Below are 20,589 nucleotides of genomic sequence, written 5' to 3' on the forward strand. Positions count from 1 at the left end.
GCCCTGCAGCTGCTGCGAGGTGGGGACGGCGACCGAACGACGGCCGCGGTTGCGGGGGCGCAGGGGCAGCGGCTCCGCCGCGTCGGCCTGGGCCCCCGGAGCCGGTTCCGGATCGTCGCGCCAGCGGCGCTCCGGCCGTGCCGACGGGGAGAGGTTGGGGGTGGCCTGGTCCTGTCGGTCCAGTTCGGCGCGGAACAGGCTGGCGCTGGCGCTGGCGCCGTCCGGCGCGGTCGTCGCGGCGCGCGTGGGCAGCACGACGGGGCCGGTGACGATGGTGAGCTCCGGCGCGGGCGCCGCGCCGCTGGTCAGCAGGCTCACGCCGGCCTCGGTCACGCCGAGCACCAGGCGCTCACCCTCGACGTCGACCACGACGACGCTCGCCTTGCCGCCGATCCCCTGGCGGGCGACGACCTCGACGGACGCCGAGCGGCGGCCCCGGGTCTTCTTCCCCGCGCCGAACTGCCCCTTCGACACGCGTCGGTGCAGCACCCACATCAGGGCCAGCACGACGCCGAGCGAGAGCGCGACGCGGAGCGCGATGACGAGCGTGTCCAAGGCGGGCTCAGAGGCTTTCGGCGACGTCGAGGATCTTGGTGATGCGGACGGCGTAGTCCTGGTCGACGACGACGACCTCGCCGTGCGCGATGAGCCGTCCGTTCAGCAGGACGTCGGCGGGCGCCCCGGCGGAGCGGTCGAGCTCGACGACGGCGCCCGGCTCCATGCCGAGGACGTCGCGGACGGACATCCGGGTCCGGCCGATCTCGACGGTCAGGGTCATCTCGACGTTGTTGATCCGGCCGAGGTTGCCCGTCGGGATGCTCGACACCGGCTGCGCCGCGGTCGTCCCGATCGTGCCGTTCTCGCGGATGCGGATGCCGAACCAGCCGGCGGGCAGACCACCGGCGGTGAGCTCGAACACGACCGTCTCCGGGTCGGCGAACAACGAGGCCGCCGATTCGCGCCGGGCGGCACCGAGGACACCGACGCCCAGGACCGACGCGCCGGCCTCGAGCGACGGACGGAGCACGTCGGTGACGTCGACCAGCCCGTGGTCGGTGCCACCGGCGGCGGTGATCGTGCCCAGGTCGGTGAGGACCAGGGCGAGGTCCGCGGACAGCCCACCGACGAAGGAGGCGACCACGCCGTCGACCGCGGCCTCGAGGACGGCCGAGGTGGCGCCTCCCGGCAGTGCCAGTGCGCGGAGCGGAGCCGGTGTCGGGAGCTGCAGCGCGAGCGCCTCGGCGGCTCCGGTGTGCAGGGTGGTGGTGGCGGTCATGCGGGCTGCTCCGATGTGGTGGTGACGACGATGCCGGCCAGGCGTGAACCGTTCGCGCCGACGGCCGCGGTGCCGACGGGCTCGCCGTCGACCGCGATGGTGAGGGGGCGGTGCTGCGGGTGCGGCAGCGGGAGCACGTCGCCGACGGCGAGGCCGAGGACCTGGGACGGCAGCACGGCCGCGGGGGCCAGCCGCAGGGAGACGCCGACCGGCACGCTCGCGAGCTGCGCGTCGAGCAGCGCGCGGGCGTCGGCGGGGCTGACGGTGGTCGCGGTCTCACCGAGCTGCGGCAGGACGGCCTCGGCGGGCAGCGCGAGCGTGCCCGGCGCGATGCGCTCCCCCACCCGGATGCTGAACGACGCGACGATCATCAGGTCGCCCTTCTGGGCAGCCTGGGCGAACTGCGAGTTGTACTGGAAGCCGCCGACCCCGACGTCGTGCACGAGCAGCCCGCCGAACGAGTAGCGCAGGTCGTCGAGGGCGTCCTCGACGATCTTGCGGACGAGCGCCTGCTCGATCGGGGTGAAGGTGCGGTCGGGGGTCGGCAGCGGCCTCGCGGCGCCGAGCGCGTGCGAGACCCAGGTCAGGGCGGCGTCGAGCGGGACCTGCAGCACGCCCTTCGGGGTCGTGTCCGCGATCGGCAGCAGCGCCATGCCGGTGAGTGCGGGCAGCGATGCGGCGTACTCGTCGTACGTCATGATCTGGACCTGCTCGCTCGTGACCTGGCTCACGACACGGACCTTCGCGGTCAGCTGCGTGCCCCACTGCCGGGCGAACGTCTCGAAGGCGAGCTCGAGCACCCTCGCGTGCTCGCGGGCGAGCGTCGACGGGCGCGCGAAGTCGTACACCTCGGGCGCGGGCAGGATGTCGGTCACGCAGGGGCCTATCGGTCCCCTGGGTGCCACCCGTCAGTGCTGTACCCCGGAGTGGGGCCGTCTTCCGGCTACCCGGTCGCGCTCCCCTTCGCCGCGTCCTGCGCCTCGGCGAGTGCCGGCATCAGGGCGCTGACGTCCTGGTCCTGGTTCGACAGCACCACGATGTCGACCCGGCGGTTCAGCGCGTTGTCGGCGTCGGTCGTCCCCGTCGCCAGGGGCCGGCTCGACCCGAACCCGACGCTCTGGATGTGCTCGCCGGGCATCCCGCCGCGTTCGACCAGGTCGCGGAGGACCCCGGTGGCCCGCGCGGCGCTCAGCTCCCAGTTGGTGGCGTACGGGGCGGTCGAGTTCCGCTGGTCGGCATGGCCCTCGACGCTGACGTCGTGGCCGGCACCCCGCAGGACCGGGGCGATCGCGTCCATGATCGTCTTCGCCTGGCCGGACAGGTCGGCGCTGTTCGTGCCGAAGTACGTCTCGCTGCCGACGAGCCGCACGGTGAGCCCGCGAGCGTCGACCGTGAACTGCACGTTCGACGTCTGGCCCGCCTTGTCGAGGTTGCCCGTGATGGCCTCCTGGATGGCCTTCAGGTCGTCGAGCTCCTTGGTCGCCGCCGCGACGTCCTGCTTGCTCGCCGTGGCCGGCACCGCCGTCGACGCCGGGTCGGTGTTGGTGTCCTTCGCACCCGACGCGGCGGTCGAGTGGTCGGCCTTCGCGTCGTCCGTCGAGTAGCCCTTGCCGTCCTTCACCTGGTCGGCCTTCACCACGGTGCCGCTGGCCGTGTCGATCTTGGCCGTCTTGACCTCGCCGAAGCCCGTCGCCAACGAGTTCTTCAGCGCGATGTACTTCTGCTGGTCCACCGTCGACATGGCGAAGAGCACGAGGAACATGCACATCAGGACCGTGATCATGTCCATGTACGACGCCATCCACCGCTCGTCGGGGTGCTCGGCGTCGTCGTGGCCGCCCTTCTTGCGGCCGCCGCGACCGCGCCCGTGCCCGCGGGGGTTCGCGCTCATCGTCAGGCCGCCAGCTGCTGGTCGTCGGCGTCGGCGCTGCCGCCGCCCTTGCCCTTGCCCGCCTTGCCCTTGCCGGCGGCCGCGTCGTTCCGCGCTGCCGGCGGCACCATGGCCTTCAGGCGCTCCCCGAGCAGGCGCGGCTGGCTGCCGGCCTGCACCGCGAGCAGCCCCTCCATCAGCAGGGTCTGCCGGTCGGACTCCAGCTGCGCGAGCTTCCGGAGCTTCCCACCGATCGGCAACCACATGAAGTTCGCGGTGAGCAGACCCCAGAGCGTCGCGACGAAGGCACTCGCGATCAGCGGGCCGAGCTCGTCCGGCTTGCCGAGGTTCGCCAGCACGTGGGTCAACGACACCACGGTGCCGATGATCCCGACGGTCGGGGCGAAGCCGCCGAGGCCCATGAAGAACGAGCTCGCGCTCCGCATGGGTGCGGCGTTCGACTCGATCTCGTCCTCGAGCAGGATCCGCAGTTCGTCGCCGTCGGTGCCGTCCGCGATGTTCTGCAGCGCCTTCTTCATGAACGGGTCGTCGTGCTTGTCCGCCTCCTGCTCGAGGGCGAGCAGACCGTTGGACCGCGCGACCTCGGCGAGGCCGACGACGTCGTCGATGACCGCAGCGGGCGGGGTGACCTTGCCGGTGAACGCCTTCGGTGCGGCCTTGAAGCTCGCGATGGCGTCCTTGAGCGTGGTGCTCGCGACGCCGGCACCGATGGTGGCGCCGAAGACGAGCAGGATCGGCGCCGGCAGGAACAGGCCGCCGAGCTCGACGTGCTCCATCTCGATCATGCCGAACAGGGCACCGAAGGCGAGCAGGATGCCGATGATGGTCGCGATGTCCACGTCAGCGCCCCCCGTCGAGCGAGCGCGGGGCCGGAGCGGCGTGCAGCGGGGCGACCGCGGCGAGCGTCGGCTGCGGGCCGGTGGCGTTCGTCGCCTCGGAGCCGTACGCCATCGTGACGATCCGGGCGCGGTACGCGGCGATCCGGTCGATGACCTCGGCCATGGACTCGCGGACGATGTACTTCGCACCGTCGACCATGATGAGCGTCGTGTCCGGCGTCTCCTGGATGCGCTCCACGAGGTCGGGGTTGACAGCGAATCCGCTGCCGTTGAGTCGTGTGACGACGATCATCTGGTCCGTCCCTGGTGTGTCCACCCGCCACCGTCCGTGGGGCAGGTCCTGCTGGCCGCCCGTCCGTGGGTGGTCAGTGCGCTCTATCGACCGGACCGGACCGCCCGTAAGCCCGCTCCGGACACATCGGTGCGTCCGGGTGCATCCGACCGGGGTGATGGACCGGTAGTGGGAGTGAGGACGTCGACGACGACGCTCCCGAACCCACCAGGAGGAACACCATGCGGAAGAACCTCGTCACCGGCATCGGCGCCGGTGCCCTGCTCGCAGCCCTCGCGCTCGCGGTCCCCACGGCCACGGCGTCAGCGGCCACGTCCGACGCCACGCTCTCCGTCCTGCACGCGGTCCCGAACACCACCGTGGACGTCTACCTCGACGGCAAGCGCGCCATCGACGACTTCACGCCCGGCACCCTCGCCGGTCCGATGACGGTCCCCGCCGGGGCACACACGCTGGCCATCACGGCGAGTGACGCCACCGACGACTCCAAGCCGATCATCGGCCCGGCGGACGTCTCGTTCACCGCCGGCGGCAACTACACCGCCGTCGCGCACCTGAAGGCCGACGGCTCCCCGACCGCCACGGTCTTCACGAACGACACCTCGGCGGTCCCCGCCGGTCAGGGTCGTCTCATCGTCCGTCACGTCGCAGCAGCACCTGCGGTCGACGTGCTCGCGGGCGGGAAGGCCGTGGTGTCCAACCTGTCGAACCCGGACGAGAAGGCGCTCGTGCTCCCCGCCGGCACCGTCTCGGCCTCGGTCGCGGCGACCGGCACCACCGCGCCGGTCATCGGCCCGGCTGACGTCCCCGTGCAGTCCGGCACCGACACCATCGTGTACGCGTGGGGCAGCCTGAACGACAAGAACCTGGCGCTCGCCACCCAGACCATCACCGGCCTGGGCAACCCGAACGGCGTCCCGGCCGGCAACGCCGGACTCGTCGCGACGAACCGTCCCGACAGCACCACCCCGCTCGCGATCGGCGGCGGCGCAGCAGTGCTGCTCGCCGGTCTCGTGGTCGTCGTCCTGCGTCGTCGTGGCGCGGGCGACCGGGCAGCACGGCGCTGACCGTGCGGCTCCGGGTCGGGGCGGCGGTGGCAGTCCCCCTTGCCGCTGCCGTCGCCCTGACCTGCCTGACCGGGTGCTCGTCGGCGGATCGGGTCCCCGGCGGGTCCCCGCTCCCCACCGCGGTGACCGGGACGCCGACCCCCGTCCCGTCGGCGTTCTCCACCGCGGTGCCGCAGCAGAGCGCCGCACTGCCCCGTGACGTCGCACCGACGGTCGCCCCCGTCCGGATCGCCGTCGCCGGCCTGCCGATCGACCAGCCCGTGCTCCCAGAGGGCGTGGACGACACCGGGGCGATGTCCCTGCCGGCGGACCCCGCGAACGCCGGGTGGTGGAAGTTCGGCCCCGGACCGACCTCGACCACCGGGACCACCGTCGTCGCGGCGCACGTCGACGCGGTCGGGTACGGCATCGGTCCGTTCGCGCACCTGGTCGACGTCCCGACCGGCACGGCGATCACGGTCACCGGCGCGGACGGCTCCGCGACCGGGTACCGGGTCGCCAGCGTCGACCTGGTCCGGAAGACCGGGGTGCCCTGGTCGAGCATCTTCGACCAGGACGGACCCCGGCGACTCGTGCTCGTCACCTGCGGCGGAGCGTTCGACACCACCACCCACCACTACGACAGCAACCTCGTGGTCACCGCGACACCGCAGTGACCGATCCGCGACTCCCGACCGTGACCCGGCCCGACGCCCTAGCATCGGGACAGGTGCCCATCGCGGTCACCGGAAGGCCCCACGACGACGTGACGATCACACCACCCGACGACTCCGCGCTCGCCGATGCGTTCGGCAGCGGTGACGAGCGTGTCCTGCGCTCCGTCTACGAGCGCTGGTCGCCCCTGGTCCACACGCTCGCGCTCCGCTCGCTCGCCGACGTCGCCGCGGCCGAGGACGTGACCCAGCAGGTGTTCGTCCGGGCCTGGCGCAGTCGCTCCACCTACGACCCCGCCAAGGCCCCACTCGGTGCCTGGCTGGTCGGCATCGCCCGCAACTGCATCACCGACGCCCACACCGAACGCACTAGACGCACGCGACTCACCATCGCCGTCGCCGGAGAAGAGGCAGCGGCACCGATGGCCGAGGACGTCACCGACGGACTCGCCGAACGGGTGATGGTCGCGGGCGAGCTCGACCGGCTCGACGAGGTCCCCCGGACGGTCATGCGACTGGCGTTCTACGAGGAACTCAGCCACCGTGAGATCGCCGAACGACTCGATCTGCCGCTCGGCACCGTGAAGAGCCACATCCGTCGAAGTCTGGCTCGGCTCCGAACACGCTTGGAGGTGATCGAATGAACCACATCGACGAGGAGACCCTGGCGCTGCTCGCCATCGGCGAGGTCGGGCCCTCCGGCGCGCAGGCCGAGCACCTCGCGGCGTGCCCGACCTGTCGGGACGAACTCGTCGACCTCCGACGCGTCGTGTCCGTGGCCCGGAGCACCGAGGGCGTCGCGCTCGAACGACCGGCACCCGCCGTGTGGGACCGCATCGCCACCGAGCTCGGCTTCGACACGCCCGGCTCCGACATGCGCGGTGCACCCGCGACCGCACCGTCGGCCGCCGGTCCCGCGCCGGCCCCCGTGACTGACATCGCGCCGCGTCGTCGTGGCCGGGTCCGCCGCCGCACCGTCGCGCTGCTGACCGCGGGGGTCGGGATCGTCGCGCTCGTCGCCGGGATCGGCCTCGGGACCGCCCTGTCCCGCGGCGGCGACCCCGCGGGAGCGGTCGTGTCCCGCACGGCCCTCGACCCGCTGCCCGGCTGGACCGGTGCCGCGGGCAGCGCCGAACTCGAGCGGGACGGCTCGGGCAGTCTGGTGCTCGTCGTCGACCTGGACCACCGGGCGACCGAGGGCCAGGCACCGCTCCGCGAGGTCTGGATGATGCGCTCGGACCTGCGCGGCCTGGTCAGCGTCGGGTTCCTGGACGGCGACACCGGCCGGTTCGTGGTCCCCTCCGGCGTCGACCCGTCGCGCTACCCGGTCGTCGACGTCTCCGCCGAGGCTGCCGACGGCGACCCCGCCCACTCGGGCGACTCGGTCGTCCGGGGCACCCTCCGCTCCCGCAGCTGACCGGCGAGGCGGGTGCGGGAACGCACCCACGCGGGTCCGCGCAACTGCGGACCCGCCGTCACCCGGTCCGGCGGACCCGCCCGGACCTCCAGGCTGATGCCCAGCCCGGGTCCACGCCGAGCCCAGCCCGGGAGCGCTCCATGGGGTCATGGCCAGATCGCTGCTGACCGTCCCCCTGCTCGTCACCGTCGCGCTCGCCGCACTCGCGTGGGGCGTCCTCGGCCCGGCGGCCGCGTTCGCCTTCGTGGCGCTCGCCCTGCTCGAGATCGCGATGGCCGCCGACTCCTCGGTGCCGATGGCCGGCATCGCCGGTCGGCTGCACTCCCCGGCCAGACGGCTGTTCCTGTCGCTCGGCATCGTGGCGGGCGTCCTGGCGATGCGGCTCCTGCTGCCGCCGGCGGCCGTCGCCGTCGGGGACGCCACCGACCCGGCGCAGGCGGTGACCGAGGCCGTCGTCGCCCCGGGCGCCTTCAGCGCCCACCTGCAGGAGGTCCGCCCCGCGCTGGCGGCGTTCGGCGCGTCGTTCATCTGGCTGGTGTTCGCGGAGTACCTGTTCAACACCGACCGCGCGTCGCGCAGGTCGTGGCTCGGCCGCCTGGAGGCGCGACTCGCCGCCGTCGCGCGGCCGCGCGTCTGGTCGCTGGTGACGGCGACCGCCGGGGTCGCCCTGACCAGCGTGCTGGTCGGGGGCGACACGGCGTGGGCCCCGGCTGCTGCGGTGCCGGTCGCCGTGGGCGGCGTCGCCGGCATGACGATGTACCTGGTCTCGAAGCGGGTCGCCGCCTGGGCGCTCGGGTCGGGCTCAGCGCTCCGCTCGTGGCGGGTCCATGCGCACGCCTCGACGGTGGTCTTCGAGCGGGGCCTCGTCGTGTTCATGCTGTTCGAGATCCTGGACGGCGTGTACTCGCTGTCAGGGTCGGGCACGTCCGGGGTGGACGGCCTCGGAGCGCTCGGGCAGGCTGCGGTGGGCGCGGCCGCGATCGGTGTCGGGGCACTGTTCCTGGCGCGGTTGACGTCGCGCCTGGACCAGGCGGCAGGGCTGCAGCGGTTGCGCTACCTGAAGGCCGGCGCGGCGTACGTGCTCGGCGTCCTCGCGGTGCTGCTGTGGACGAGCCTGCTCGTGCCGGTCCCCGGCGTGCTCGTCGGGTGGTTCGGCACCGTGGTCATCGGGTCGGCCCTGGCGTCGTCGCTCCCCTGGCGGGCGTGGGTGCGCCGGTCGCGAGCACGGCGGGCGGCGCCGCGGTCCGCGTGACCCGTCACCGCGCGCCGGGGTCCGCCGGACGCGGTCAGTCGCGCTCGCCCTGGCGCAGCAGACGGGTCTCCTCGGCGTCGTACTCCGCGCGGACCTGGCGCAGCACGAGGTCGTCGATGTCGCCCTCGTCGCGCATCCGGAGCAGGGTCGCCGCCTTGAGCCGGACGAGTTCGAGCTCGAGCTCCACGGCGTCGCCGCGCTTCGCGAGCAGCGGGTGGTCGTCGTCGTCGCTCTGCTCGGCCCGGACGAGCGCCAGGTGCCCCTCGTAGTCCTCGCGGATGCGGCGGACCACGTCGGCGTCGGCACCCGAGCGGTCGGCGAGCCTCGGCAGCGCCGCGAGTGCCTCCTCGAGCGCCCGACGTTCGGCGGTGCGGCGCTCGTCCGCGACCTCGTGGCTGCCCCCGAAGTCCGCCCACCGGACCACGACCGGCAGCACCAGCGACTGTCCGACGATCGTGACGATCACGACGCCCGCGACGACGAAGACGATGAGGTCGCGCTCCGGGAACGCGCCGCCGCCCTCGACCATGCGCGGGACGGCGACCGCGGCGGCGAGCGACACGGCGCCGCGGAAGCCCGTGAAGCCGCTCACCACGCGGTCGCGGTGGCCCTCGCGCGGTGACCCACCGGTGCGGAGCGTGACGAGACGGACCGCGCCCCACGACAGGTTGAGGAAGGCGAAGCGGAGCACGACCACGGCCACCGAGACCAGGCCGATCATGCCGAGGCCGACGAGCAGCTCGCGCGGCTCGAGGTCCCGCACGGCGATCGTGGCCTCGATCCCGACCAGCACGAACAGCGACCCGTTGAGCAGGAACGTCGCGAACGACCAGAACGACCGGGTCTGCTGCCGGGTCTCGGCGCGGTCGAGTTTCGGGGCGACCTGGCTGACCACGAGCCCCGCGACGACGACCGCGAGCACCCCGGACGCACCGATCGCCTCGGCCGCGAGGAAGGCCACGAAGGGCACCAGCAGTGTCAGCAGGTTCTCGAGCACGACCGCCGAGATGCGCCGGAGCACGAGCATCCCGAGCCACGCCACCAGCAGCCCCGCCGCGATCCCACCGACGTAGGACAGCAGGAGCATGCCAGAGACGTTCCACACGCTCAGGGTCTGCTCGCCCGCGGTGACCGCCACCGCGATGCCGTAGATGACGAGCGTCGTGCCGTCGTTCACCAGGCTCTCGGCGCGCAGGACGGTCGTGTTCCGCCGCGGCAACGAGCGGGTCAGGGCGCCGACTGCGGTGGCGTCCGTCGGGGCGACCGCGGCACCGAGCACCCACGCCGGTCCCCACGGCATGCCGAGCAGGTGCAGCAGCGTCGCGACACCACCGGCCGTCAGCACGACGAGCAGCGTGCCCATGAGCAGGATGCCGCGGAAGTTCGCGCGGATCTCCCGCAATGAGATCGTCAGGCTCTCCCAGTACAGCAGCGCGGGCAGGAACAGCAGCAGCACGGCGTCGGCGGGCAGCTCCAGTTCGCCGAACGCCGGGATGAAGGCGATCGCGGCGCCGAAGGCCAGCAGCAGCACCGGCGGTGCGATCCGGAGACGCCCGGCGACGGCGGTGGTGACCGCGATCGCCGTGGCGAGCACGACGACGAGTTCGGGTGCGATGAGTTCCATGTCGACTGTGAGCCTGGCAGGCGGTGCCTGTGCACGGGGAGCAGGATCGGCACCATGGCTCGCATCCTCGTCACCGGCTCCACCGACGGCCTCGGCCGCGCGACCGCCCAGACCCTGCTCGACGACGGCCACGACGTCCTCGTGCACGCGCGCTCCCCGCAGCGCGCGGACGCCGTGGCCGACCTGGTCGGACGTGGCGCGCAGCTCGTCGTGGTCGACCTGTCCGACCGTGACGCCGTGGTGCACGCCGCCCACGACCTCGACGACGGGGAGCCGATCGACGCCGTCGTGCACAACGCCGGGGTCGTCTCCGGAGCCTCGCTCGTGCCGGTGAACGTCGTCGCGCCCTACCTGATGACGGCACTCCTGACCGCGCCGACGCGACACGTGTACCTGAGCAGCGGGATGCACCGCGGCGGTCGGGCACGGCTCGACGGCGTCGACTGGGACGGCCGGAGCACGACCAACAGCTACTCGGACACGAAGCTCTTCGTCACCGCGCTGGCGCGCGAGGTCGCCGAACGGTGGCCCGGCGTCCGGAGCAACGCCGTCGACCCGGGCTGGGTCGCCACCAAGATGGGCGGCGTCGGCGCGACCGACGACTTCGCGCTCGGGCACCGCACGCAGGAGACCCTCGCCACCGACGCCGACACGACGGTCAGTGGCGCGTACTGGTTCCACGGGGAGCAGCAGCGCCCGCACGACGCCGTCGAGGACGCGGGGTTCCGCACCGCGTTGGTCGACGCGCTCGAACGGGCGACCGGCGTGGCGCTGCCGTCCCGCTGAGGCGTCCCGGACCACCGGGATGGGAGAGTGGGCGGGTGGACACCCAGGCAGCGCCGCCCTCGACCCGCCTGCACCGGGTCGCCCTCTTGGCGACGTCGACGATGACGGGGTTCGGCATCGCGTCCTGGATCACCCGGACGCCATCGGTCCGTGCTGACCTCGGCGCCTCGATCGAGGCGATGGGCTTCGTGCTCTTCGGCCTGTCGATCGGTTCGATGCTCGGCATCCTGGGCGCCGGCGTGCTGCTCCGTCGGATCGGCCCGAAGCCCCTGATCCTGGCCGGGGGTGCGCTGCCCGTGGTCGGCACGCTGCTGGTCGGACTGCTCGCGCCCGCCCAGGTCGCAGCGGGGGTCTGGGCGGGACTGTTCCTGATCGGGTTCGGCGCCGGGATCGCCGAGATCGGGCTCAACGTCGAGGCGGCTGCGGTCGAGCGGGTCATCGCGAAGCCCGTGGTGCCGGTCCTGCACGCCTGCTTCAGCCTCGGGTCGGTCGCGGGCGGGATCGTGGGCATCGCGATGACGGCGGCCAGGACCCCGGTCGTCGTGCACCTGCCGATCGCCGCCGGGGTGATGGCCGCGCTCGCCCTCACCGCCGCGCTCACGATCCGCCCGATGCCCCGGCCTGCCGACGACCCGGCGCCGGCGAGCGTTCCCGACCCCGCGGGCTCCAGGCGCTCCGTCATCACGCTGCAGCTGGCGCTCATCGCCGTCATCACGCTGGCGATGGCCTTCGCGGAGGGAGCTGCGAGCGACTGGCTCCCGCTGCTGATGACGACGGACCACGACGCCCCGGAGGTGCTCGGCTCCCTCGTCTTCACCGGCTTCGCCCTCGCGATGCTGATCGGCCGGTCCGCCGGCACACCGCTCGTCATGCGCTTCGGTCGCGGTGCTGTGGTCAGGGCCTGCGGGATCGTCGGGCTGGTCGGCGTCCTGGCGGTCGTCGTGTCCCCGACGCCGATCGTCACCGCGGCCGCGGCCGTCGTGTGGGGGCTCGGCATCGCGCTCGGGTTCCCGCTCGCGGTCTCGGCGGCGGGCGACCACCCCACCGACGGCGACCGACGGGTGTCCGTCGTGGCGACCGCCGGCTACGTGGCGTTCCTGGTCGGTCCGCCCGCACTCGGGTTCCTCGGCGAGCACCTGGGCCTGCGGCTCGCGATGCTGGTGCCGGCCGTCCTGCTCGCGGTCACCGTCGTGGTCGCTCGCGCCGCCGGGGTGCAGCGCAGCGCGGCCTGACCCGTCACACTGCCGCACGGACCACGACGCGCAACGTCACACGACGACCACCTTCGTCATGTGACGCCACCGCCCTTCCGGCACCCGTCGAACGCTCGCTAGCGTCCCCGCATGGCGCTCATCTGCTTGGTCCTCTCCGGAGCCGCACTCCTGGTCAACGGCCTCACCCTGCTCGGGCACGTGCCCGGTCGTGACAGCGGCGTGTTCAACGTCCTGATCGGCGGCCTGCAACTCGTCCTCTGCATCGCCGTCGCCGTGTCGGCCGACGGCTCCCTGCCCGCGCTCTTCGCGATCGCCGGCACCTTCCTGTTCGGGCTCACCTACCTGTACGTCGGGTTGGACGCCCTGTTCTCGCTGGGCTCCGTCGGGCTCGGCTGGTTCTGCGGTCTGGTCGCCGCGCTCGCCGCGGTGTTCGCGGTCGTGCACCTCGCCGATGACCCGGTCCTCGCCGTCCTGTGGGCCGGGTGGGCCGCACTCTGGACCCTCTTCTTCGTCCTGCTCGCGCTGGGCCGCAGTGCGATCACGACCTACACCGGCTGGGCCCTCGTGTTGGCCAGCCAGGTCACCACGACGGTGCCGGCCGTGCTCGGCCTGACCGGGCACTGGCCGGCCGGGCCGATCGCGACGAGCACCGCACTGATCGTGCTGGTCGCCGTGTTCGGCGGTGCGGTCCTGCTCGCACGACGCACGGCAGCGCGCACGGCCCCGACCACCACCGGCGACGGCGACACCGTCACCGCATCCCCCGCCGCGGCACCCGCCGCAGTCTGACCCGACGAGAACGGACCCCACCATGACCACGACGACTTCCGCACCCACGACCACGACCGGCGCACCGTCCGACGAGGCCCTGTCGGCGCGCTTCCGCCCGGTGTTCGACCGCATCGCCGCGGGGGCGTCGGAGCGCGAACGTGAGCACCGCCTGCCCACCGCCGAGATCCGCGAGCTCGCCGATGCCGGGTTCGGCGCAGTGCGGGTCCCCGTCGAGTTCGGCGGATGGGGTGCAACGCTCCCCCAGCTGTTCCGCCTGCTCACGGAGCTCGCCGCCGCCGACAGCAACATCCCGCAGGCCCTGCGTGGCCACTTCGCCCTGGTCGAGGACCGTCTGGTCGCCCGATCCGGCCCCCGTGACGTGTGGCTCGAGCGCTTCGGCCGTGGCGAGATCGCCGGCAACTCCTGGACCGAGGTCGGTTCCGTGCAGATCGGCGACGTCGTGACGAAGGTCACGCCGGACCCAGAGGGCGGCTTCCGCATCACCGGGCAGAAGTACTACTCGACGGGCAGCATCTTCGCCGACTGGATCGACACCTACGCCGAGCGCACCGACACCGGCGACCGGGTCATCGCGATCGTCGACGCACACCAGCCCGGCGTGACCCACACCGACGACTGGGACGGGTTCGGCCAGCAAACCACCGGCTCCGGCACGAGCACGTTCCGTGAGGCCCGGGTCGGTGCCGACGACGTCGTGCTGTTCGACGAGCGGTTCCTGTACCAGACGGCGTTCTACCAGGGGGTGCTGCTCAGCGTGCTCGCCGGTTCCGTGCTCGCGGCCGAGCGGGAGATCGCGCTCGAGGTCCGGAACCGCACCCGGGTGTTCTCGCACGGCAACGCCGAGACGTTCGCGGCCGACCCGCAGATCCTGCAGGTCGTCGGCGAGGTCTCCGCCGCTGGTTTCGCCGCCGAGGCGATCGTCGCCCGCGCGGCGGAGGCGCTGCAGGGGGCGTACGAGGGCGCCTTCCTCGACGAGGAGGAAGACGAGCGACGCAACGACCGCGCTGAACTCGCGACCGCCCAGGCGCAGGTCGCACTGACGTCGCTCGCGACCCAGGCGACGTCGCACCTGTTCGACGCACTCGCCGCGTCGGGAGTCAGCACCACGAAGAACCTCGACCGGCACTGGCGGAACGCACGCACCGCGGGCAGCCACAACCCGTGGGTGTTCAAGGCCCGCATCGTCGGTGACCACGCCGTCAACGGCGTCGAGCCGCCGCGGGTCTGGGCGATCGGCGCGACCCGTCGCTGAGCGCCCCGTCGCTGCGGGTCAGTCCTGTCGCTCGTGCGGGAAGTGCGGCGACCGGTGCTGGAACGCCAGGACCGCGTCGTTCACGACGTGCCCCTCGTCGATCTCGATCGCCCGCCGGATCGTCTCCGACTCGTCCCAAGCGGAACGTCCCGACAGCACGGGACGCAGGAACGGCATGAGCGCCTCGCTGATCTCCCACGTCGTCGAGTTCCAGAGCAGCGACGGGCTGTGGTCGACCGCGTAGTAGTTCGTCGACTCCCCCACCGTCACCATCGGCTCGGCGAAGGTGGTCCCGTGGGCCCAGCTGAAGCCCATGCCCTCGTCGACCGACACGTCGACGATCAGGCTGCCCGGACGGAACACCCCGAGGTCCTCGGTCCGCAGGTAGGTGATCGGCGCGTTGGGGTCCTGCAGCGTGCAGTTCACGACGATGTCGTGCCCGGCGAGGAACGGCGCGAGCGGGACCGGGCCGTCGGCGGTCGTCACGATGCTGTCGGCCGGGGCGGCGTCGTCCGGCTGGAGCTGCAGCAGGTCGACGGACGGGATCGGCGACCCGACCGCAGCCGTGTCGCGGTGCGTCAGGACCCGCACGTCGTGGACGCCGTGCGCGTTCAGCGCCGTGACGGCACCGCGGGCGGTCGCACCGAAGCCGATCACCACCGCCGACAGCCGACGGCCGTAGTCCCCCGTCGACCCGCACAGCTGCATCGCGTGCAGCACCGAGCAGTACCCCGCCAGCTCGTTGTTCTTGTGGAACACGTGCAGGCCGAACCCGCCGTCCGACTGCCAGTGGTTCGTGGCTTCCCACGCGATGAGCGTCAGGCGACGGTCGATCGCCACCTGGGTGAGCTCGACGTCCTGCACGCAGTGCGGCCAGCCCCAGACGACCTGTCCGTCGCGGAGGTCGCGCAGGTCGGCCGCGAGCGGCTTCGGCAGCAGGACGACGTCGGCGAGGGCGATGACCTCGTCGCGGTCGGCCATCGCGCCGACCAGGGGCTCGAGCTGGGCGTCCGACATCCCGAAGCGCTCACCGTAGCCGCGTTCGAGGACCATCGCGGAACGGATGTCGGCGTCGATGCGACCGATGTGCGAGGGGTGGATCGGGAGGCGGCGCTCGTCGGCCTTGCGCGAGGTGGCGAGGACGCCGAGGCGGAGCAGCGCCGGTGCGGTTCCGGTTTCGGTCATGGTGCACTCTACGGTGAGCGGCCCCTTGCACGGGCGCGCCCGCGGTGCCAGGGTGTGGTCACACCGTCCCGAGGAGCCTCCCGATGCCCATGGTCTTCGTCAACCTGCCCGTCACCGACCTGGACCGGGCAACGGCGTTCTACGCGGCCCTGGGCTTCCGGATCAACCCGCTCTTCACGGACGAGGACGCCGCGTGCGTGATCGTGGAAGAGGACCACAGCGCGTTCATGATCCTGCGTCGGGAGTTCTTCCAGAGCTTCACCGACCGCTCGGCCGGCGACCCGTCCCAGGCCGTGTCCGTCCTGACCGCGGTGATGCTCGACTCCCGCGACGCGGTCGACCAGACCGTCGCATCGGGAGTCGGTGCCGGCGGTTCCGAAGCCCGACCGGCGACGGACCTCGGCTTCATGTACCAGCGGCAGCTCACCGATCCGGACGGCAACGTGCTGGAGTTCGGGTGGATGGACCCGGCGGCCGCCGAGCAGGGGCCCGAGGCAGCGGCGCAGGCCTGACCCGCGCTTCCGGGTCAGACTTCCGGGCCAGACTTCCGGGTCAGACCTGCGGGTGCGGGCGGCGGTCGAACGTCAGGTGGACCACACCGCTCGGGGAGGCCTCGGCGACGACGTCGAAGCGGTCCTCGAGCCCCTCGAGCCCGTCCCAGAGCCGCTCGCCCCGGCCGAGCACGATCGGCACGACGACCACGTGCAGGTGGTCGACCAGGTCGGCCTGCAGGAACGCACGGACGGTCTCGACCCCGCCGCCGATCCGCACGTCGGTGTCGGGTGCGAGCGCACGCGCCGTCGCGAGGGCGTCCGCAGGACCGGCGTCGACGAAGTGGAACGTCGTGCCGCCCGCCATGACCAGGGGCTCGCGCGGGTGGTGCGTCAGCACGACGACGGGCGTGTGGAAGGGCGGCTCGTCACCCCACCAGCCGGTCCAGCCGTCGTCCGGCCACGGGCCCCGCTGCGGGCCGAACTTGTTGCGGCCCATGATCTCGACACCGATGCCGGGCGCCCACGCACGTGCGTGGACGTCGTCGACGTCGGTCGAGCCTCCCGGTGCTCCCTGCATCCCGCGGAACGTCGCGGTCTGCATGAACCAGCCCATCAGGCGACCGTCGGCGTGCCCGAAGGGCCGCTCCGCCGACTGGTCGGCACCGGTGCCGAACCCGTCGAGCGAGACCGCGAAGTTGTGCACCCTGACCGTCGACATGTCGTCACAGTAGAGCGGGAGGCCGGCGGCGGTCCAGTGGATCAGCGAGCGCGGGTGCGGATGCGCCCCGGACCGACCGGGAGCGGTCCGGTGCGGTACTCGAACGCGTCGGCCGTGGCCGCGGGCGGGACCTCGACCGACGCGGCACCGAACCGCCACACGCGGTTGTACAGGTAGACGCCGATCACGGTCCCACCGCCGTCCGGCACCGCCCACGTGCCGTCTCCCCACTGCGCCGGGTGCCCGACGCCGTCGATCGTGACGGTGGGGCGGGCGAACCACGTCAGGAGTGGTCGGACGAGCCGGAGCTCGACGCGTCGGCGCGTCGTCCCCGAGGGCAGTGTTGCATCCACGGGCGCAGCTTACGGGCCGACAGCAGACCGGTGGACCACGAGCGTGCGTCGGTCCCTCAGACCGGACCGGTCCGGACCGGACCAGACCGCAGCCGGCCGCTGCGTGATTCGTCCTGCGGCGCCGCATACCCCAGCGACCACGGTGTTCGATCGGTCGCATGCTGTCCCTCATCTACTCCAGCGTCGCCACGAGCACCCTCGAGCCCGCCGACCTCACCGCGCTGCTCACCCAGAGCCGCGAGTCGAACGAGCAGACGGGGATCACCGGGATGCTGCTCTTCCGGAACGGCTACTTCCTGCAGGTGCTCGAGGGACCCGACGCCGCGGTCCGCGGGAAGATGCACACGATCCGTGACGACAGCCGCCACACCAAGGTCACCGTGCTGCTCGAGGACCTGATCGAGGAACGGCAGTTCCCGGAGTGGACGATGGGGTTCCCGAGCAACGAGGAGCTCGAGGGCGTCGCCGGCTACCGCGCGACGTTCGACGACCTCGACGCGCACCAGGGGGACGCCGTCTCGTCGGTGCCCGCGGTCCGCGAGCTCGTGCGCTGGTTCCGGGCGCGGGCGGCCTGAGCCCTCCGCGGCTACGCTGCCGCCATGGACTGCTTCGCGAGCTGGCGCACCCGCCACTGAAGGAACGGCCGACACGGCCGCACGGCCTCTCGTCATCGACGGGAGGACTCCTCCAGCACGCTCTCGAAAGGCCATCACCAATGCACATCCGCGACTGCACGCCCGCCGACGTCCCCGCGCTCGTCGACCTGACGATCGAGGTCTTCCGGCCGCTCTTCACGGGCTCGCTCCTGGAACTCCGGCCGGAGGTGACCCGCCACGACCACGGTCGGTGGGAGGACGACTACCGACACGAGGTCCCCGCGCTGCTCGACCCGTCGCAGGACCGGTTCGTCACCCTCGCCGAGGCGGACGGCCGGGTCCTCGGCTTCGTCGGTTGGAACGTCACCGGGGGGACGTCGGGTCGGCTCGACATGGTCGCCGTCCGCCCCACCGCGCGCCGCACCGGTGTCGCGCGGACCCTCTGCACCGCGGTCATCGACCGGCTGGCCGCCCGCGGCGTCGAGGTCGTGCACATCGGCACCGGCGGCGACGAGTTCCACGCGCCGGCCCGCGCGCTGTACGACTCGCTCGGCTTCACCGCACTGCCGACGGTGGACTACGCGCGCGCACTGTCGGTTGCCGACGCCGGTCGCTGACCGCGACCGCATGACGGACGGGAGGCCCGGTGCCAGCTGGCACCGGGCCTCCCGTCCGGTGGTCCGAGCGGCTGCCTGCCGGTCAGCGTCGCAGCCCGTCGACGATCAGGCTGGCGAAGCGACGCGCGGCGGCTGCGCTGTCGGTCGCGTCGACCGAGCCGACCGCGCGCCCGGCTCGCAGGACGAGCACCAGGTCGCTCGCGACGAAGTCAGCACGCAGCGCGCCCTGGGCCTTCGCACGACGGGCGAGTCCGTCGAGCATGCCGAGGAGTCGGCGTCGGTGCTCCGTGAGGGCGGCGCTCACGTCGGCCGTCGCGGTGAACGCGTCGACGAAGCCCCGGTTGCTCGCGCTGAGCAGGGTGAGTTGTCCGAGCGCGCCACGGAGACCGTGCCAGGCGTCCGGGTCCGCAGCGCCCCGCTCGACGATCGCTCGGCAGGACCGGAGTTCGACGGCGAACGCCTCGTCGATGAGCGTCTGCCGCGTCGGGAACCGCCGGTAGAGCGTGGCCGGTCCGACCGCCGCTCGCCGGGCGATCTCGCGCATGCCGACGTCGAGCCCGCGCTCGGCGAACAGCTCCCGCGCCGCGACGAGCATGCGGTCCCGGTTGTCCTGTGCGTCGGCACGGAGCTTCCGAGTCGGATCGGTGGCCATCGTCCTCACTTCGTCGAAGTGGACGCGGTCGTCCACTACCGTCCAGACCGTACCCGGCCCGGATGCGATGACGAGGAGATCCCATGCGTGCAGTGACGATCCGAGCGTTCGGTGACCCGAGCGGGATGGAGCTGGTCGACCTGCCCGCTCCGACGCCTGGCCACGACCAGGTCGTGATCCGCACCGAGGCGATCGGTGTCGGCGGCGTCGATGCCGTGATCCGCCGTGGCACGCTCGGCGCAGGGCACCCGGTCGGCATGGTGCTCGGCAGCGAGGTCGCCGGGGTCGTCACGGAGGTCGGCGCCGAGGTGGACCCGGTGCACGTCGGGCGACGCGTCTGGGCGTTCACGGGAACCTCGGGCGGCTACGCCGAACAGGCGCTCGCGCGGATCGACGACGTCGTCCCGATCCCCGAGGGGCTCTCGTCCGTCGACGCGGTCTCGCTCGGCAGCGCCGCCACCGTGGCGCACTTCGCCCTCGCCCACGCGCACGTCCGCGCTGGTGAGACGGTCCTCGTCCGTGGCGCTGCCGGCAGCATCGGGATCGCGGCGGTGCAGATCGCCACGCGGCAGGGGGCGTCGTCGGTGAGCGTGACGACGTCCTCCGCCGACCGTGGGCAGCGCCTGCGGGAACTCGGCGCGACCCACGTCCTCGACCGTGCCGGTGTCGGCGCGCCGGACGCGCCCACGGAGTTCGACGTGGTCATCGACGTCGCCGGCGGCGCAGACGTCCCGCGGTTCATCGACCTCCTCGCGCCGAACGGGCGGCTGGTCCTGGTCGGTGCCGTCGCCGGCTTCCCGCCGCCGGACTTCGGGATGCGTCTCATGCGGTCGTTCCAGCAGTCGCGCTCGGTCGCCACGTTCAGCCTGGCCTCGGTGGACCCGGGCGAACGCGATGCCGTCCGCGCTGCACAGTTCGACGCCGCTGCTCGAGGTGAGCTCCGCACGGTCGTCGACACGGTCCTGCCGTTGGCGCAGGCGGCCGAGGCGCACCGGCAGATGGACGACGGGCGGGTCTTCGGCCGCATCGTGCTGGTGCCGTGACCGCGTCGGGGCATGATGCTGCCATTGACCACGACGACGGCTTCCGGACCGAGCGGCTGCGGTTGCGTCCTTGGCGGGTCGCGGACGCCGCCTTCCAGCGCCGGCTCTGGCAGGAGCGCGACGACCGGGTCCCGGCGCGTCGACGCATCACGCCCGACGGGCACCCGACGGTCGCCGAACTGGAGCAGCGGATCCGGACGGACGAGCGGACTCCCGCGCCCGGGCTGTTCGTCGTCGAGTTCGCGACTTCGGCCGAGGCGGTGGGCTACTGCGGGCTCGTCGCGAACAGCGTTGGTGTCCCACAGGAACCCGAGCTCGCGTTCGAGTTCTTCCGCGCGTCCTGGGGTCAGGGGTTCGCGACCGAGGCGGCGCGTGTGATCGTCGACGACGCGGCCTCCCACGGCTACGGGCACCTGGCTGCCACGGTCCGCGCGTGGAACGCCGCGTCGCTGCACGTGCTGGACAAGCTCGGATTCGTCGACACCGGGGAACGGGAACCCGATCCGGTGCACGGCGACTCACTCCTGCTGCGACTGCGGCTGTGACGGTCGGGCCGGCTGGGGTTCCCCGCTGCGG

At 72.7% G+C, this 20,589-nt stretch carries 25 protein-coding genes; 14 read left to right on the forward strand and 11 right to left on the reverse strand.

Annotation, left to right across the window (positions count from 1 at the left end):
• From ASG04_RS17630 to ASG04_RS12465, 6 genes are all read right to left on the reverse strand, one after another.
• The coding region (locus ASG04_RS17630; protein ID WP_162241720.1) for a FliO/MopB family protein at positions 1 to 555 on the reverse strand (555 nt) is incomplete at its 3' end.
• 7 nt (positions 556 to 562) lie between these two features.
• On the reverse strand, positions 563 to 1,276 hold the full coding sequence (gene fliN, locus ASG04_RS12445; protein ID WP_056124779.1) for a flagellar motor switch protein FliN: 714 nt from the start codon (positions 1,274 to 1,276) through the stop codon (positions 563 to 565).
• On the reverse strand, positions 1,273 to 2,151 hold the full coding sequence (locus tag ASG04_RS12450) for a flagellar motor switch protein FliM (RefSeq protein WP_056124782.1): 879 nt from the start codon (positions 2,149 to 2,151) through the stop codon (positions 1,273 to 1,275). The genes fliN and ASG04_RS12450 overlap by 4 nt, the downstream gene beginning before the upstream one ends.
• Before the next feature lie 68 nt (positions 2,152 to 2,219).
• The gene (locus ASG04_RS12455) at positions 2,220 to 3,167 is read right to left on the reverse strand and encodes a flagellar motor protein MotB (RefSeq protein WP_056124784.1); all 948 of its coding nucleotides are present in this window, start codon (positions 3,165 to 3,167) and stop codon (positions 2,220 to 2,222) included.
• Between the two features lie 2 nt (positions 3,168 to 3,169).
• Entirely contained in the window at positions 3,170 to 4,006 is an 837-nt protein-coding gene (locus tag ASG04_RS12460; RefSeq protein ID WP_056124789.1) for a motility protein A, read from the reverse strand.
• Position 4,007: 1 nt separating this feature from the next.
• Positions 4,008 to 4,322 (reverse strand): flagellar FlbD family protein, encoded by a 315-nt coding sequence (locus tag ASG04_RS12465; protein ID WP_414835829.1) that lies wholly within the window; start codon positions 4,320 to 4,322, stop codon positions 4,008 to 4,010.
• Positions 4,323 to 4,519: 197 nt separating this feature from the next.
• Here ASG04_RS12465 and ASG04_RS12470 point away from each other — a divergent pair, with 197 nt between their 5' ends.
• From ASG04_RS12470 to ASG04_RS12490, 5 genes are all read left to right on the forward strand, one after another.
• Entirely contained in the window at positions 4,520 to 5,365 is an 846-nt protein-coding gene (locus ASG04_RS12470; RefSeq protein ID WP_056124794.1) for a DUF4397 domain-containing protein, read from the forward strand.
• Positions 5,366 to 5,391: 26 nt separating this feature from the next.
• On the forward strand, positions 5,392 to 6,021 hold the full coding sequence (locus tag ASG04_RS12475) for a class F sortase (protein WP_162241721.1): 630 nt from the start codon (positions 5,392 to 5,394) through the stop codon (positions 6,019 to 6,021).
• A gap of 89 nt (positions 6,022 to 6,110) precedes the next feature.
• A complete protein-coding gene (locus tag ASG04_RS12480) occupies positions 6,111 to 6,662 on the forward strand; it encodes an RNA polymerase sigma factor (RefSeq protein ID WP_056124799.1) in 552 nt (183 codons plus the stop codon).
• Complete coding sequence (locus tag ASG04_RS12485; RefSeq protein WP_056124802.1) at positions 6,659 to 7,435, forward strand: anti-sigma factor; 777 nt, start codon at positions 6,659 to 6,661, stop codon at positions 7,433 to 7,435. Before ASG04_RS12480 ends, ASG04_RS12485 begins: the two co-directional genes overlap by 4 nt.
• Positions 7,436 to 7,583: 148 nt before the next feature.
• A complete protein-coding gene (locus ASG04_RS12490) occupies positions 7,584 to 8,687 on the forward strand; it encodes a DUF475 domain-containing protein (RefSeq protein ID WP_056124804.1) in 1,104 nt (367 codons plus the stop codon).
• Positions 8,688 to 8,721: 34 nt separating this feature from the next.
• Here ASG04_RS12490 and ASG04_RS12495 read toward each other — a convergent pair whose 3' ends face one another.
• Positions 8,722 to 10,311, reverse strand: a complete 1,590-nt coding sequence (locus ASG04_RS12495; protein WP_056124808.1) for a Na+/H+ antiporter — start codon at positions 10,309 to 10,311, stop codon at positions 8,722 to 8,724.
• A gap of 54 nt (positions 10,312 to 10,365) precedes the next feature.
• Here ASG04_RS12495 and ASG04_RS12500 point away from each other — a divergent pair, with 54 nt between their 5' ends.
• From ASG04_RS12500 to ASG04_RS12515, 4 genes are all read left to right on the forward strand, one after another.
• Positions 10,366 to 11,097: an SDR family NAD(P)-dependent oxidoreductase gene (locus tag ASG04_RS12500; protein WP_056124811.1), complete on the forward strand. Its 732-nt coding sequence runs from the start codon at positions 10,366 to 10,368 to the stop codon at positions 11,095 to 11,097.
• On the forward strand, positions 11,094 to 12,329 hold the full coding sequence (locus ASG04_RS12505; RefSeq protein ID WP_268750904.1) for an MFS transporter: 1,236 nt from the start codon (positions 11,094 to 11,096) through the stop codon (positions 12,327 to 12,329). Before ASG04_RS12500 ends, ASG04_RS12505 begins: the two co-directional genes overlap by 4 nt.
• A gap of 111 nt (positions 12,330 to 12,440) precedes the next feature.
• Positions 12,441 to 13,100 (forward strand): AmiS/UreI family transporter, encoded by a 660-nt coding sequence (locus ASG04_RS12510; protein WP_082518103.1) that lies wholly within the window; start codon positions 12,441 to 12,443, stop codon positions 13,098 to 13,100.
• Between the two features lie 22 nt (positions 13,101 to 13,122).
• The gene (locus ASG04_RS12515; protein WP_056124813.1) at positions 13,123 to 14,355 is read left to right on the forward strand and encodes an acyl-CoA dehydrogenase family protein; all 1,233 of its coding nucleotides are present in this window, start codon (positions 13,123 to 13,125) and stop codon (positions 14,353 to 14,355) included.
• Positions 14,356 to 14,373: 18 nt separating this feature from the next.
• Here ASG04_RS12515 and ASG04_RS12520 read toward each other — a convergent pair whose 3' ends face one another.
• Positions 14,374 to 15,540: a N(5)-(carboxyethyl)ornithine synthase gene (locus ASG04_RS12520; RefSeq protein WP_056124817.1), complete on the reverse strand. Its 1,167-nt coding sequence runs from the start codon at positions 15,538 to 15,540 to the stop codon at positions 14,374 to 14,376.
• 83 nt (positions 15,541 to 15,623) lie between these two features.
• On the opposite strand from ASG04_RS12520, the gene ASG04_RS12525 reads away from it, so the two are divergent.
• Positions 15,624 to 16,052 (forward strand): VOC family protein, encoded by a 429-nt coding sequence (locus tag ASG04_RS12525; protein WP_056124819.1) that lies wholly within the window; start codon positions 15,624 to 15,626, stop codon positions 16,050 to 16,052.
• A 40-nt stretch (positions 16,053 to 16,092) separates the two neighbouring features.
• Here ASG04_RS12525 and ASG04_RS12530 read toward each other — a convergent pair whose 3' ends face one another.
• Positions 16,093 to 16,752, reverse strand: a complete 660-nt coding sequence (locus ASG04_RS12530; protein ID WP_056124822.1) for a dihydrofolate reductase family protein — start codon at positions 16,750 to 16,752, stop codon at positions 16,093 to 16,095.
• A 41-nt stretch (positions 16,753 to 16,793) separates the two neighbouring features.
• On the reverse strand, positions 16,794 to 17,105 hold the full coding sequence (locus ASG04_RS12535; RefSeq protein ID WP_235515533.1) for a hypothetical protein: 312 nt from the start codon (positions 17,103 to 17,105) through the stop codon (positions 16,794 to 16,796).
• Positions 17,106 to 17,263: 158 nt separating this feature from the next.
• Here ASG04_RS12535 and ASG04_RS12540 point away from each other — a divergent pair, with 158 nt between their 5' ends.
• Positions 17,264 to 17,680, forward strand: coding sequence for a BLUF domain-containing protein (locus tag ASG04_RS12540; protein WP_056124825.1), 417 nt, complete (start codon positions 17,264 to 17,266; stop codon positions 17,678 to 17,680).
• Between the two features lie 140 nt (positions 17,681 to 17,820).
• Positions 17,821 to 18,318 (forward strand): GNAT family N-acetyltransferase, encoded by a 498-nt coding sequence (locus ASG04_RS12545; protein ID WP_056124828.1) that lies wholly within the window; start codon positions 17,821 to 17,823, stop codon positions 18,316 to 18,318.
• A gap of 82 nt (positions 18,319 to 18,400) precedes the next feature.
• On the opposite strand, the gene ASG04_RS12550 is transcribed toward ASG04_RS12545, so the two are convergent.
• Positions 18,401 to 19,006: a TetR/AcrR family transcriptional regulator gene (locus tag ASG04_RS12550; RefSeq protein WP_235515534.1), complete on the reverse strand. Its 606-nt coding sequence runs from the start codon at positions 19,004 to 19,006 to the stop codon at positions 18,401 to 18,403.
• Between the two features lie 47 nt (positions 19,007 to 19,053).
• Here ASG04_RS12550 and ASG04_RS12555 point away from each other — a divergent pair, with 47 nt between their 5' ends.
• A complete protein-coding gene (locus ASG04_RS12555; RefSeq protein WP_056124834.1) occupies positions 19,054 to 20,013 on the forward strand; it encodes a zinc-binding dehydrogenase in 960 nt (319 codons plus the stop codon).
• Positions 20,010 to 20,558 carry a GNAT family N-acetyltransferase gene (locus ASG04_RS12560; protein ID WP_235515535.1) on the forward strand — a complete coding sequence of 183 codons (549 nt, stop codon included), beginning with the start codon at positions 20,010 to 20,012 and terminating at the stop codon, positions 20,556 to 20,558. The genes ASG04_RS12555 and ASG04_RS12560 overlap by 4 nt, the downstream gene beginning before the upstream one ends.
• The last annotated feature ends 31 nt before the right edge of the window (positions 20,559 to 20,589 follow it).

Source organism: Curtobacterium sp. Leaf183 (assembly GCF_001424385.1).
In the GTDB taxonomy this organism is placed as follows: domain Bacteria; phylum Actinomycetota; class Actinomycetes; order Actinomycetales; family Microbacteriaceae; genus Curtobacterium.